This window comes from Actinotignum timonense, from assembly GCF_900155575.1.
GTDB lineage: Bacteria > Actinomycetota > Actinomycetes > Actinomycetales > Actinomycetaceae > Actinotignum > Actinotignum timonense.
In genome coordinates this window covers 1,901,663-1,915,364 of the sequence record NZ_LT706966.1, presented here as the reverse complement: position 1 = coordinate 1,915,364, position 13,702 = coordinate 1,901,663, and the positions used below count along the sequence as shown (strand labels likewise).

15 protein-coding genes are annotated in these 13,702 nt (G+C 63.9%); 13 read left to right on the top strand and 2 right to left on the bottom strand.

Translation table 11 applies throughout. From position 1 onward, the window contains the following. The first annotated feature begins 8 nt into the window (after positions 1-8). Entirely contained in the window at positions 9-659 is a 651-nt protein-coding gene (gene leuD / locus CZ322_RS08150) for a 3-isopropylmalate dehydratase small subunit (protein WP_087070891.1), read from the top strand. Positions 660-748: 89 nt separating this feature from the next. After that, the gene (gene murA, locus CZ322_RS08145) at positions 749-2,074 is read left to right on the top strand and encodes a UDP-N-acetylglucosamine 1-carboxyvinyltransferase (protein WP_087070890.1); all 1,326 of its coding nucleotides are present in this window, start codon (positions 749-751) and stop codon (positions 2,072-2,074) included. Between the two features lie 3 nt (positions 2,075-2,077). Here murA and CZ322_RS08140 read toward each other — a convergent pair whose 3' ends face one another. Beyond that, positions 2,078-2,719: an AMIN-like domain-containing (lipo)protein gene (locus CZ322_RS08140; RefSeq protein WP_087070889.1), complete on the bottom strand. Its 642-nt coding sequence runs from the start codon at positions 2,717-2,719 to the stop codon at positions 2,078-2,080. A gap of 96 nt (positions 2,720-2,815) precedes the next feature. Between CZ322_RS08140 and CZ322_RS08135 the strand changes: the two genes are divergently transcribed. The 3 genes from CZ322_RS08135 to adhP all read left to right on the top strand — a co-directional run bounded on the left by CZ322_RS08135 (position 2,816) and on the right by adhP (position 6,209). Then, complete coding sequence (locus CZ322_RS08135) at positions 2,816-3,898, top strand: D-alanine--D-alanine ligase family protein (protein WP_087070888.1); 1,083 nt, start codon at positions 2,816-2,818, stop codon at positions 3,896-3,898. After that, positions 3,899-4,957, top strand: coding sequence for a thiamine-phosphate kinase (gene thiL, locus CZ322_RS08130; protein ID WP_087070887.1), 1,059 nt, complete (start codon positions 3,899-3,901; stop codon positions 4,955-4,957). A 235-nt stretch (positions 4,958-5,192) separates the two neighbouring features. Beyond that, positions 5,193-6,209: an alcohol dehydrogenase AdhP gene (adhP, locus tag CZ322_RS08125; RefSeq protein WP_026429465.1), complete on the top strand. Its 1,017-nt coding sequence runs from the start codon at positions 5,193-5,195 to the stop codon at positions 6,207-6,209. Positions 6,210-6,334: 125 nt separating this feature from the next. Here adhP and rpmB read toward each other — a convergent pair whose 3' ends face one another. Beyond that, the gene (rpmB, locus tag CZ322_RS08120; protein ID WP_016442917.1) at positions 6,335-6,526 is read right to left on the bottom strand and encodes a 50S ribosomal protein L28; all 192 of its coding nucleotides are present in this window, start codon (positions 6,524-6,526) and stop codon (positions 6,335-6,337) included. A gap of 292 nt (positions 6,527-6,818) precedes the next feature. Between rpmB and CZ322_RS08115 the strand changes: the two genes are divergently transcribed. The 8 genes from CZ322_RS08115 to CZ322_RS08080 all read left to right on the top strand — a co-directional run bounded on the left by CZ322_RS08115 (position 6,819) and on the right by CZ322_RS08080 (position 13,639). Next, positions 6,819-9,032, top strand: coding sequence for an ATP-dependent DNA helicase RecG (locus tag CZ322_RS08115; protein ID WP_234984556.1), 2,214 nt, complete (start codon positions 6,819-6,821; stop codon positions 9,030-9,032). A gap of 3 nt (positions 9,033-9,035) precedes the next feature. Continuing rightward, positions 9,036-9,593, top strand: a complete 558-nt coding sequence (gene rsmD / locus CZ322_RS08110; RefSeq protein WP_087070886.1) for a 16S rRNA (guanine(966)-N(2))-methyltransferase RsmD — start codon at positions 9,036-9,038, stop codon at positions 9,591-9,593. A gap of 48 nt (positions 9,594-9,641) precedes the next feature. Continuing rightward, the gene (gene coaD, locus CZ322_RS08105; protein ID WP_087070885.1) at positions 9,642-10,115 is read left to right on the top strand and encodes a pantetheine-phosphate adenylyltransferase; all 474 of its coding nucleotides are present in this window, start codon (positions 9,642-9,644) and stop codon (positions 10,113-10,115) included. Beyond that, complete coding sequence (locus tag CZ322_RS08100) at positions 10,112-10,705, top strand: hypothetical protein (RefSeq protein ID WP_087070884.1); 594 nt, start codon at positions 10,112-10,114, stop codon at positions 10,703-10,705. Before coaD ends, CZ322_RS08100 begins: the two co-directional genes overlap by 4 nt. Then, entirely contained in the window at positions 10,705-11,265 is a 561-nt protein-coding gene (locus tag CZ322_RS08095; protein WP_087070883.1) for a YceD family protein, read from the top strand. The genes CZ322_RS08100 and CZ322_RS08095 overlap by 1 nt, the downstream gene beginning before the upstream one ends. An 11-nt stretch (positions 11,266-11,276) precedes the next feature. Continuing rightward, entirely contained in the window at positions 11,277-12,056 is a 780-nt protein-coding gene (gene rnc, locus CZ322_RS08090; protein WP_234984510.1) for a ribonuclease III, read from the top strand. Between the two features lie 9 nt (positions 12,057-12,065). Beyond that, positions 12,066-12,947: a bifunctional DNA-formamidopyrimidine glycosylase/DNA-(apurinic or apyrimidinic site) lyase gene (mutM, locus tag CZ322_RS08085; RefSeq protein WP_087070882.1), complete on the top strand. Its 882-nt coding sequence runs from the start codon at positions 12,066-12,068 to the stop codon at positions 12,945-12,947. 74 nt (positions 12,948-13,021) lie between these two features. After that, a complete protein-coding gene (locus CZ322_RS08080; protein ID WP_039899046.1) occupies positions 13,022-13,639 on the top strand; it encodes a response regulator in 618 nt (205 codons plus the stop codon). Positions 13,640-13,702 lie beyond the last annotated feature (63 nt).

Genomic DNA, 13,702 nt, shown 5'->3' with positions numbered 1-13,702 from the left:
ACACGCCCGTGGAGATTTTCACCCAGCACACCGGCATCGGCGTCCCCCTGCGCGAAACCGAGGTGGACACCGACCAAATCCTGCCCGCCCGCTACCTCAAACGCATCACCAAAAGCGGCTACGAGGACGCCCTCTTCCACGAACGGCGCAAAGACCCCGCCTTTATCCTCAACCAGGCCCCGTACGCGGCCGGCTCCATTCTGGTGGCCGGGCGCGATTTCGGGACCGGATCCTCGCGCGAACACGCCGTGTGGGCGCTACGAGACTACGGCTTCCGCGCCGTCCTCAGCCCGCGTTTCGGTGATATTTTCCGCGGCAATATGGGAAAACAGGGCCTGGTTGCAGGGCAGATTAGCGACGACGCCGCCAGCCGGCTGTGGGAACTTTTAGAAGAAAAGCCGGGCCGGGAGCTGACCGTGGACCTCGAAGCCTGCGAGGTGCGTTGCGCCGATATCACCTACCCCTTTGAGATCGACCCGTATACCCGCTGGCGCCTCATGGAAGGCCTGGATGATATCGCACTGACCCTGCGTGATATCTCCCTCATCGAGGAATACGAAGCCCGCCAGCCGGGTTTCACTCCGCGTACCCTGCCGCAGCGGCACCTACCCGAGGTGCCGGTCCGCTCGGCGCGCCTGGAGCCAGATTCGCAGGCATAACGCCACCCGGATATCCTCATAACTCCGGAAACCGGCCGCGGGCCGGTATGCTGGCTGGGTACCTGTGACACGCGAGAAAGGCGGAGAGTATGGTGTCCCAACTTGTGGTTCGCGGAGGAGTCCCCCTGAGCGGTGAGATTACTGTGCGCGGCGCAAAGAATTTTGTGTCGAAATCCATGGTTGCCTCCCTGCTCACCAAAGAAACATCCGTGCTGCGCAATGTGCCGCAAATCCGTGACGTCACCGTGGTTTCGGAGCTGCTCGGCCTGCACGGTGTAGAAGTCAACTACCAGCCGGAAGCCGGAACCGTGGAGATCACCCCCGGTGATATTCACCTGCCCCACGATCCGCACGAAGTGAACGCGCTGGCCGGCTCCTCCCGCATTCCGATTCTTTTTGCGGGCCCGCTGCTGCACCGCCTGGGCGAAGCCTATATTCCGGATCTGGGCGGGTGCCATATCGGCTCGCGTCCGGTGGATTTCCACCTGCGGGTGCTGGAAGAATTCGGCGCCAAGCGCGTCCAGGAAGAAACGGGTATGCACCTGGTGGCGCCCAAGGGCCTGCGGGCCAAGCCGGTGCGCTTGCCCTATCCTTCCGTGGGGGCTACCGAACAGACTCTCCTCACCGCTGTCATGGCGGAAGGCGTGACCGAGCTGTCCAATGCTGCGGTGGAACCGGAAATCATGGATCTCATCGCGGTGCTTCAAAAAATGGGCGCGATTATTTCTGTGGATACCGACCGGGTTATCCGAGTGGAAGGCGTGGATGAACTGGTGGGATACTCCCACACCTCGCTACCCGACCGCATCGAAGCGGGTTCCTGGGCGGCGGCCGCGCTGGCCACCGGCGGTGATATTTTCGTGCGCGGGGCCGAACAGCAGTCGATGACTTCTTTCCTCAATCTTTTCCGGAAAGTCGGCGGGAAATTCGATGTGCGTGACGACGGCATCCGTTTCTGGCACCCGGGTGGCGCTCTGCAATCCGTATCTTTTGAAACGGATGTGCACCCTGGTTTCATGACCGACTGGCAGCAGCCGCTCGTCGTCGCCCTGACCCAGGCCGAAGGCATGTCCATCGTCCACGAAACCGTTTACGAAAACCGTTTCGGCTTCACCGAAGCGCTGCGGGATATGGGCGCCAATATCCAGACCTACCGCGAATGCCTGGGCGGGCACGAATGCCGATTCGGGCAGCGCAATTTCTACCACTCGGCCGTTATCCAAGGGCCCACCCCGCTGCGGGCCACCGATATTGTGGTTCCCGATCTGCGCGGGGGCTTCTCCCACCTCATTGCCGCGCTGGCGGCCGAAGGGGAATCCCGGGTCTCAGGGGTGGATATTATCGACCGTGGCTACGAAAAGTTCCTGGATAAACTCCAGGCCCTCGGTGCGGACGTCACGCCGCTGGATGCCTAAGGATTAGTTATTGGCAACGTCAATAACAATCCGCTTGGGGCTCTCCAGCACCTGAACCCGGTAGGGCCGGTCCTTATCCAGCCCGATATGGACCTGGTGCATGCCCTCAAAAGCGTGTTCCACGTGGACGCCCTGCACTACCTTGGCACCCCCGAGGTTCGGCACGGACAGATCCGCAGCCTGCGCAGGATCCTCCGGGTAGGTCACCCCGGAAATGCTCAGGGTGAGGAAGCGCTTGCCGGGAATATCCAGGGGCCGCCCCGAACCGTCCTGAATGGCCTCATCACCGAAGAAACTGAACCATTCCAGATCCGCATCGCTATCGTATTCCACCACCACGCGATCCCAGCCCTCGTGGCCGGCCACCCGCACTGCGGTAGGCACCGCGGAATTCTCGGTGAGCTTGGGATAATTCGGGGACTGCGAATCCCCTTCGATAAAGCCCTTGAGGGAGCTTTCCGCAGCCTTGGGTGTGAGGCTGGGGGACTGGCTCACCGCCGGGGCAGACGAAGCGGCAGCCGGGGTGGACGGCGTGGCCGCGCCATCACTGGCGGGAGCGCCCTTCCCGGTCCCGGAGCAACCGGCCAGCGTGAGAGCGGCAGCGCCTGCGAGCAGGAGAAACGACTTCATTGTGTTCTGTGTCATATGTTTACTGTAGTAGGCCGCGCCCGGGTTTGTCACCTTGCCGCGCGGTCCGGCGTACTACCCTGGGAACAGCACTGAGTAGAAAGGTGTCCATTCGTGGCCACACATCACGTCGCCCTCATCTACGGGGGCGTATCCGGAGAACACTCCGTCTCTTGCCTCACCGCGGCGTCCGTCCTGGGAGCCATTGACCCGGAGCGCTACAGCGTTATCCCCATCGGCATCACCACCGAAGGCATCTGGGTTCCCATGAGCACGGAGGAGGTGGCTGCCGGCGCGGACGTGGAATACCACGGAGAACGCGTGCTGGCAGATTTCGGACCCGGCGGGGGATTTGTGGTGCGCGGTGAAGATGGCAGTTCGCGCAGCCTCGGGCCTATCGACGTGGCCTTCCCGCTGCTCCACGGCCCCTTCGGTGAAGATGGCACCATCCAGGGCACCTTCGAAATGATGGGCATTCCCTACGTGGGTTGCGGAGTTTTCGCCTCCGCCGCGGCCATGGATAAGCACTATATGAAATTGGTGCTGGAATCTGCCGGCCTGCCGGTTGCGCCTTACGTGCTCGTGGAACCCCAGCGCTGGAACGCCGATCCGGAGGGCGTGCGCGCGGAAGTAGCCGAACGTTTGCAGCTTCCCGTGTACGTCAAACCAGCTCGCGCGGGATCTTCACTGGGCATCACGCGGGTGGCTGAGCTTTCGCAGCTCGACGCCGCCATTGCCACAGCGCGCGCCGTCGACCCTAAAGTCATTGTGGAAACGGGAATCCCGGGCCGTGAAATCGAGTGCGCCGTCCTCGGTGGGCGTGGCGGTACCGCGCCGCGCGCGTCCGTACTCGGCGAAATCGTTTTGGACGTGCAATGGTATGACTACGCCACCAAATACGTGGCCACCGAAGGCTTCCACATGGAAATTCCCGCCGCGCTCCCGGAGGCGGACGCGGAGAAAATGCGAGGCCTGGCGCGGCGCGTTTTCGAGGTTTTCGAATGCGAAGGCATGACCCGCGTGGACTTCTTCTACACCGCCACCGGGGAGATGTACGTCAACGAACACAATACAATTCCCGGCTTCACCGCCGTGTCCATGTACCCCATCCTGTGGGAGAAAACCGGGCTGGCCTACCGCGATCTCATTTCCGAACTCATCGACCTCGCCCTCGCGCGCGGGGTAGGGCTGCGCTAAATGCCCCGGCCAGCTGCCAGCCATACGCCCGGGCCCCTGGTGCGCGACCTGAGCGAAGCGGAACTCCTCGCCCAGATCGTGCCGCTGCTTCCGCGCGGAGAAACAACAATCGTCCCCAGCGGGGATGATAGCGCGGTGCTCGGTCTGAGCGACGGCCGGGTCACGGTCTCCACCGATATGCTCGTGGAAGGCGTGCATTTTCGGCGCGACTGGTCCAGCGGGAGCGATGTCGGCTGGCGGGTGGCCGCCCAAAATATTGCCGACGCCGTTGCGATGGGAGCGCGGCCGCGGTCCCTCGTCGTCGCCATGGAACTGCCCGGGGACGTGCCGGTCGCCTGGGTACGGGACCTTGCGCGCGGCCTGGCCGAATGTTGCGGCCCGCTCGGATGTGGGGTCGACGGCGGAGACCTCGTGGGCGGGGGCCATATGGCCATCAGCGCCACCATTCTGGGTGATCTGGAAGGGCGCACCCCGCTGCAACGCTCGGCGGCAGCGCCCGGACAGCCCCTCATCCACTGCGGGAATCTAGGGCGGGCCGCGGCCGGCTTCGAACTGCTCAGCCGCGGCTTTGCGCCGGAACGGAGCGCTTTCCCGGATGCCGCCACCCGCCTCATTCAGGATTTTCTACGCCCGCGGCCGCCTGTGACCGAGGTGCTGCGCGCGGTTCGCGCCGGCTTGCGCGGGGCGATGATGGACGTATCCGATGGTTTGCTTCGCGATGCGCAGCGGATAGCCGCCGCTTCCGGGGTGCATATCGATATTCATTCGGAGACGCTTTCCCGCCACGCTCATGATCTCCTTGAGGTGGCCCGGCACCTGGGCCGTTCCGATCCGCTGGAGTGGGCTTATAGCTGCGTACTTACCGGGGGAGAGGACCACGGTTTCCTCGCCACGATGGACGTGAGCCCGGAACGGGCTTGGGGTGCGCGCATCCCGCATCTCCCGGAAGGCTTCAGCCTTATCGGGGCGGTGGAAGCCGCCCATCCGGGCGGATTGGTCACCGTGGACGGGCGTGCCTGGACGCGGGGGAGCGGCTGGGATCATTTCCGGCGCGGCTGAGCGCCACCGTTAATCCTCACGCCGAACTAGACCGCAGCTCGGAGCATTTCCGCCGTTGGTGAAGATGCTGGTAAAGGTCGCTGCGCCGTTATCCGGATAGGCGAATTTTTTGCGCGAAATCAGGACGTTCTCCCCTGGAATACTATGCTGCCGCTCGCAAAAATAAGAAGTGGTGCGGCGAACCGCACCGCATCAACTGGGAGTAAGGATGCTCCCGCTGAAATAGGAGGAGAAAATGCGAGCAGCGACAGTTCGAGAAACCTCGGACGGCTACGTTGACATTAAGGACGTGGAACTGCGCCCGATTAAGGCCAACGAAGCACTCGTCGATATCGAATACTGCGGCCTGTGCCATACGGATATCCACGTGGCGCTCGGAGATTTCGGTGACGTGCCCGGCCGCATTATCGGCCACGAGGGCGTGGGCGTTGTGGAACAAATCGGTGAGGATGTCACCTCGCTCAAGGTAGGCGACCGCGTGTCTGTCGCCTGGTTCTTCCGCGGCTGTGGCCACTGTGAATACTGCGTGACGGGCGACGAAACCCTGTGTCGGAACGTGGAAAATGCCGGTTACAGCGTTGACGGTGGCATGGCTGAAAAGTGCATCGTCGTGGCAGATTACGCCGTCAAGGTTCCCGAAGGGCTGGATCCGGCCGAAGCTTCGTCCATTACCTGCGCGGGCGTGACCACATACAAGGCCCTCAAGAATGGCAATATTCGCCCCGGCCAGTGGGTGGCGATTTACGGCGCGGGCGGGCTGGGTAACCTGGCCATCCAGTACGCCAAGAACGTTTTCCGGGCTCGCGTGGTGGCCGTGGATATCAATGATGAGAAGCTGGAATCGGCAAAGAAGGTCGGCGCTGACCTCGTTGTCAATTCCTCGGATATCAACTCCGGGGAATGGATCCAGAAGGAAGTGGGCGGCGTGGACGTCGCGGTGGTGACCGCGGTATCTCAGGTTGCTTTCGGCCAGGCCGTGGACGCCATGAAGGCCGCCGGCACCGTGGTGTGCGTCGGGCTCCCGAAGGGCACCATCGACCTGAATATCCACCGCACCGTTCTGGACGGCATTAAGGTGGTGGGCTCCCTCGTGGGCACCCGCCAGGATCTGGCAGAAGCCTTTGACTTCGGGGCCCAGGGCCTCGTCAAGCCGATCGTGGCCACGCGTCCTCTCGATGACATCAACGATATGATTGACGAAATGCTGGCCGGCAAGATCGAAGGCCGCATGGTTGTTGATTTCTCCAAGTAGTAGTCGCCCAAGTCATCTGATGAGTTAAACCGGAAGGCCGCACATCTCAAAAGGATGTGCGGCCTTCCGGTGCTGGCACTAGCTAACTCACGGGAGCGAGCCAGAGCCCAGCGAAGCCACAGTACTTAGGCGGCGCGCTGCACCTTGCCGGCCTTGAGGCACGAGGTGCACACGTTGAGGCGCTTGGGGGCGCCCTTCACAAGCGCGCGAACACGCTGAATATTCGGGTTCCAGCGGCGGCTAGTACGCACGTGCGAGTGCGAGACGCTCTTCCCGAAGCCCGGGTGCTTGCCGCAGACGTCACAAACAGAAGCCACGGTGTTCTCCTTCGGTTGATCATGGATCCGCTCGCGCACCTGCCGCTGTTCGGTAGATACACCTGAGCGCATAGGAAAATTACAACTCCACTAGTATAGCGGTCAGGAGAGCGCTTGCCAAAGGTTCCCTCCGTGGCGTAGGGCACGTGCGGCGGGAGTGGCGGCGTCGTCGTGACAAACAATGCACAGCCGTAACGGTGCCGGTCCGCACCACCGCGTGCCGTGCGTGCGACGTGCCGTGCTGGCAACGTGCCGTTAGGGAAAATATAACGCGGGTGTTAATGTGAAGAGTATGGACAGCGCGCAGGCGGCGGCACAGACGCGAGGTGGCAGCCCGGCCGTGGTATCGGACGGGTGGACCGCGCTCAGCGTGCCCCTTGAGCGCGCCCTGGGCAAACGCAGCGCCACCTCGTTCGCGCGGCTCGGCCTGCACACGGTGGGCGAGCTGCTCTACCACCTGCCGTTCCGTTACGCGCGGCGCGGCGAACTCCTCCCCATCGAGCAGGTGCGCGAAGGCGAGGACGTCACCGTGATCGGCCGGGTGGTGGGCGCGGAATTGCGGCCCATGCGCGCGCGGCGCGGCTTCATCCTCTCCGTTCTTATGACCGACGGCGCCCGCGAACTCAGCCTCACCTTCTTCGCGAAGTCGCAGCGGGTTTTGGCCTACCACGAACGGCGCCTGCAACCCGGCACGGTCGCCACCTTTTCGGGGACGGTGAGTTCCTATCGCGGCACCCTGCAACTCACCCACCCGGATTACGATCTGGTGGAAGACGAGGGGAGCGTGGATGTGGAGCGCCTGCGCCGCCCCATCCCCATCTATCACGCCAGCGCCGCGCTGCCCTCCTGGAAAATCGAGCGGGCGGTCAGCACCGTTCTCACCGGGCTGACCAGCGCGGATGTTCCCGATCTGCTTCCTGCCGGCTATCGGCGCGCCCACGGCCTGCCCACCCGGCTCGAGGCGCTGCGCCGGGCTCACCGCCCCGAGGAGCCCATCACCGCCGCGCTCGCCCAGCTGCCGTTCCGCCACGAAGAAGCCCTGGTGCTCCACACCGTCCTTGCCCGGCGCCGTGCCGCCCGCGCTGCGCATCCCACCACCGCCTACCCACCGCGCAGCGGCGGACTCCTGGATGCTTTTGATGCCCGCTTGCCATTTGAGCTCACCGCCGGGCAGCGCGCGGTGGGGGAGGAGATTTCCGCGGACCTGGCCGCCACCACCCCGATGCAGCGCCTGCTCCAAGGCGATGTGGGAAGCGGGAAAACCGTGGTGGCCCTGCGTGCCATGCTCCAGGTGGTCGATGGCGGAGGCCAGGCAGCCCTCCTGGCGCCCACCGAAGTACTGGCCGCCCAGCACGCCCGCAGTGTGCGCGAACTGCTCGGGGATCTGGGCGCGGGCGGGATGCTGGGCGCAGCCGAGCACTCCACCCGGGTGGAACTCCTCACCGGATCGCTCACCGCCAGCGAGCGCCGCGCCACCCTGGCCCGCATCGCCTCGGGAGAAGCCGGCATTATTATCGGCACCCACGCGCTGCTTTCCGATACAGTCCAGATTCCCTTCCTAGGCCTGGCGGTCGTGGACGAACAGCACCGCTTCGGGGTGGACCAACGCGATAGCCTCGCGCGCGGCGTCCACACCCTCGTCATGACCGCCACCCCCATCCCGCGCACCGTCGCCATGACCGTTTTCGGAGATATGGCCGTCTCCACCTTGCGCGAACTGCCGGGCGGCCGCGCCGGGGTGAGCACCGTCGTCGTTCCGGAAAACCGCGCGAACTGGATCGCGCGCATGTGGTGGCGCGCCCGGGAAGAAACTGCGGGCGGCGGGCGCGTGTACGTGCTCGCTCCCCGTATTAGTGAGAACGACGACGCAGCCGCCCCCGCGGAGGACCCGGGCGGCGAAAGTACGCTGGCCACCGTCACTGAACTGGCCGAACGCCTGCGCGCCCTGCCCCAATTCGAGGGAATCGCGGTAGGGGAGATGCACGGGCGGCTGAGCGCCGCGGAAAAAGACGCCGCCATGGCGGATTTCGCGGCCGGGCGAGTGCCGGTGCTGGTTTCCACCACCGTTATCGAAGTGGGGGTGGATGTTCCGCAGGCCACCATGATGATCATTATGAATGCAGAACGCTTCGGGCTGTCCCAGCTGCACCAGCTGCGCGGGCGCATCGGGCGCGGGAGCAAAGCCGGGCTGTGCCTGGCGGTGAGCGGTGCCCCGGAAGGAAGCCTGGCCGCCGAACGCCTCGCGGCTTTCGCCGCCACCACGGACGGTTTCGCGCTGGCCGAAAAAGATGTGGAGCTGCGCTCCGAAGGTGATGTGCTGGGGACCCGGCAGGCGGGAACCACCTCCCACCTGCGTTTCCTCTCCGCGGTGCGCGACGCTGATATTATCGCTACCGCGCGCGCCGCCGCTACGGACCTCGTGGAACGCGGCGCGCCGCCGGCGGAGCTGGAACGGGCCGCGGACGCATTGGATACCGAGCGAGCCACCTACCTGGAAAGGGGATAAGCAATGACACGTATTGTTGCCGGAACCGCCAAGGGGCATATTCTGCGGGTGCCGAGTTCGGGGACCCGCCCCACCTCGGAAAAAGCTCGCGAAGCGGTGTTTTCCCGGCTCGACCATCGCGGCTTTATTGCTGATGGGGAAGTCCTGGATCTTTTTGCCGGCTCGGGTGCGCTGGGTTTGGAAGCGAAAAGCCGCGGGGCGCGCGCCGTCGTGCTGGTGGAATCGGAAGGGCCGGCGGTCAGCATTATTCGTGACAACGCCGCCCGCGCCCACCTCGATGTGACCGTGGTCCGGATGAAAGCGGAAAAGTATCTCTCCCAGGAACCGAATTATCGTTTCGATGCCGTTTTCGTGGACCCGCCCTACCGCTATACAGAAGCACAGATCACGAAGGTGCTCGAAGGCTTGGCCCCGCATGTAGCAGCGGACGCCGTCGTCGTAGTGGAACGCGATAGCTCTTCACCGGAACCGAGCTGGCCGGAGGGGTGGGAACTCGATGATTCGCGCCGTTACGGGACCGCGACCCTGTGGACGGCGCAGCGCAGCGCGGATGCGCAATAATCGCGCGTCGACTAGGCCGAGCGCCTCAGGAAAGATTAGGCTATAACTATGACGCTTGCAGTCTGCCCCGGATCCTTCGATCCCGTCACTTTCGGACATCTCGACGTTTTTGCCCGCGCCGCTTCCCTCTTTGACGAGGTTGTTATTCTGGTCGCGCATAACTCTTCGAAAAATCCGCTTTTTTCGCCGCGGCAACGCGTGGAGTTCATTCGCGAAGAAGTGCGCCACATGGCCAATGTGCGGGTGGAAGATTTCGGCGGGCTGCTAGTGGATTTTTGCCGCGATATCCGGGCGGACGCCATCGTCAAGGGGCTGCGTTCCGCGGTGGATCTTGATGCGGAATACCCCATGGCGCTCATGAACCGGGAAATATCGGGGATCGAAACGGTGTTCCTGGTGGGGGACCCGGCGAAAGGCCATATTGCCTCCTCGCTGGTCAAAGATGTGGCACGGCACAAAGGTGACGTGCAGAGTTTCGTTCCCGCGCGGGTGGCGCGGGCTTTGGAAGAGGAGATGCAATGACTCAGGATACGCGCGGGCAATCGGTGGTGGAGATCCTCGATGAGCTCCTCGCCCTGGTGGATAACGCCCGGTCCATCCCCATGTCCGCCTCGGTGATGATCAACCAATCCGAGGTGCGTGACCTGCTCCAGCTCGCCCGCGATGCGGTACCCGACCAGGTGCTCCGCGCCGATGACGTGCTGGCCGATATTGATTCGGTGCGTGCCTCCGGCCGCCAGGAAGCTGCCAGTATTATTGCTTCGGCCCGGCAGGATGCGGAAAATATCGTGGCCGAAGCACGCGCCCAGGCCAGCCGGCTCGTCTCCAATGACGCCATCACCATCGCGGCGCGCTCCACGGCCGCCCGGATTGAGGACGAAGCCAAGCAGAAGGCCGAACGGCTGCGCGACGGCGCCAACCACTACTCCGATTCCACCCTCGCCACCCTGGAAGGCCAGGTCAACGGGGTGGCAGCCGCGCTGGAAGAAGCCGTGCGGGCCGCGCACGAAAAAATGGATGCGGCCCTCGCGCAGATTTACGCGGGCCGGGAAGTCCTCGCCAGCCGCCAAGAAACCACCGACGCTGTTTTTGATCATTCCGAGGAGGAATAGTGGACCTTCGCAGTCCTTTTGTTGTGTCGCTGCACGATTTACCGCGTAGCGACGGCTCCCTCATGCCGGTGCGGGAAACCTTTGCCGCCCCCGCGGATATGGGCATCGAGCTCATGACCGTCCCCACCGGCTCCGAGCTGGATGTGGACCTCAGCCTCACCTCGGTTTCCGAAGGCGTGTACATCGGCGGGCAGGTGCATTTCACGGTTGCGGGCCAGTGCTCGCGCTGCCTGCGCGATATTCACGAAGAACGCACCCAGGACGTATCCGACCTGGCCTACTACCCGCAGCGGCGCGCCGAACTCATCGCCGAAGGGGATGAGGACGCCGAAGAACACCCGGTTATTGAGGATGACCACGTGGATTTGGAACCGGTGCTGCGCGATGCCATCGTGCTCAACCTGCCCTTCCAGCCATTGTGTTCGCCCACCTGCCAGGGCCTGTGCGCCGGCTGCGGGGAACGCCTGGAAGACCTGCCCGAAGGGCACCACCACGAGGCCCCGCCGCTGCGCTCAGATGCCCTGGACGCACTGGAAGCCCAGCTGCGAGCACAGGAGTAAGTGGAATACATATGGCCTATCGCGAATTAGTGGAACAGTGGGGAATTGACCTGCCCCGGCCGCTGCTGCGCCGCGCCCTCACGCATCGCAGCTTCGCTTTCGAACACGACGAACCCCATAACGAACGCCTGGAATTCCTAGGTGACTCCATTTTGGGCCTCATTATCGCGGAGAAAGTTTTCCGGGAATACCCGGATGCTTCCGAAGGTGATATGTCCCAGATGAAAACCTATGCGGTTTCCGAAAAGGCGCTCGCCGATGTGGCGCGACGCATCAACCTGGGCGATTCCCTGCGCCTGGGCCGCGGGGAAGACCGCTCCGGCGGGCGCAATAAGGACTCCATCCTTTCCGATACCGTGGAAGCGCTGATCGCCGCGACCTACCTGGAACACGGGATGGAACCTACCCGCGAGATCGTGGACCGGCTTCTCGATTCCAAGATCAAAGACGCCTCCGTGCTGGGCCCGAATCTCGATTGGCAAACGAGTTTCGAGGAGCTCGCGCACGGCCTGGGCTGGGAGGGCACCATGGAGTTCGAACTCAGCTCCACCGGCCCCGATCACGCCCGCGTTTTCACGGCCGTTGCTTCAATGGCCGGGCGCGCATGGGGCAGCGGCGAAGGCACCTCGCAAAAGAACGCACGCCACGCCGCCGCGGAAGCCTCCTACCGGATTCTCGCCGATCTGATCGAGAAGGGTGAAGTCCAACCGGTGGCTGAGGATAAGAACGACGACGCAGCTCCCGGCACGGGTGCATCCGCCACCGAGGGCACTGCCGGCGCGGAATCCTAGTAGGTAGGCGTGCCCGAACTTCCCGAAGTTGAATCCATCCGGCGCGGGCTGGCCGAACACCTGGTCGGCCGCCGCATCCTTGCCGCCCGCGCTTTCGGCACCCGCGTGATCCGCCGAGCCCCGCAGGGCCTGGCCCCGGTAGTGGGCCGCACCGTGCGAGCGGTGGTGCGGCGCGGAAAATTCCTGTGGTGCGATATGGGGGAGGACCTGGCCCTCCTCGCCCACCTGGGCATGTCCGGGCAGTTCCGGGTGGATGAGCCGGGTGGGGAAGAAAGCTCGGCCGGGCAGCGCCGCCACCTGCGGGCCCGTTTCGAACTCGATAATGGCCTGATCCTTGACTTCGTGGACCAGCGCACTTTCGGCTACCTGGCACCGGTCGCTTTCCAGGCCACCGCTGATGGCCAGCCGGGCGGGGCGGGATCCAAGCGCGCCGTCGTACCCGTGCCCGTGGCGCATATTGCCCGCGATCTTCTTGACCCCTATCTGGACGAAACCGCGCTGCGGGGCGTTCTCAGCACCACGCGACGCGCGCTCAAACGCGTGCTCCTCGACCAGGAGATTGTTTCCGGAATCGGCAATATTTACGCCGATGAAATGCTCTACCGGGCGCGCATCCACCCGGAGGCGACCGCGCTACCCGCGGCTGCGGCACAGGCACTGCTCGACGCCGGGCGGGAAGTACTGGAGGCCGCGCTGGCCGCCGGCGGAACTTCGTTTGACAGCTTGTATGTGCATGTCAATGGGGAGAGCGGCTATTTTGAGCGGTCCTTGCAGGCCTACGGGCGGGCCGGGCAGCCCTGCGCGCGCTGCGGTGCTCCCTTGCAGAAAATTACCCTCGGGGGCCGTTCCACCACGCTGTGCCCGGTATGTCAAGTCGCTCGGATTGGGTAGAATAAGGGCGGATTATTGACCGATGATGGTGATGCAAAAAGGAGGGCCGGCGCGTGGCACAAAATATTCGCGTCATGATTATTGATGATCATGAAGTGGTACGGCGGGGAATCATTGAGGTGGTTGACCGTTCGGAGGGCCTCGAGGTGGTTGCTGAAGCCGGATGCGTAGAAGAAGCGGTGCGGCGCGGCGGCCTGGTGCTCCCCGATGTGGCGCTGGTGGATTTGCGCCTCCCGGACGGCACCGGAATTGACATTATTAATCAATTCCAGGAGGTCAGCCCGGATACCAAGTGCATCGTCCTCACCTCTTTTGATGACGACGACGCCCTCTCCGAATCCCTCAACGCCGGCGCGAAAGCGTACCTTTTGAAGTCGGTGCGCGGGGCGGAGATCTCGGACAATATCAAAGCCGTGGCCGAAGGTCGCGTTCTCCTCGATGAGCGCACGGTCTCGCGCCGGCGCGCCGATCATGATGACCCCACCGCCGATCTCACCCCTTCGGAACGCAACGTTCTTGAGCTGATCGGGGATGGGCTATCCAACCGGGAAATCGGCGAGCAGCTCGGGGTGGCGGAAAAGACGGTGAAGAACCACATCACCTCGCTGCTGTCCAAGATGGGCTTGCAGCGGCGCACCCAGGTGGCCGCGTGGGTGGCCGGCCAGCGTGCCACCGGTTGGCGTAACCAGTAAGAACGCTTGTGGTGGCGCAGCGGCTGTGCAGTCACCCGCTTGATCCAGCAGTCATAGTGCCCG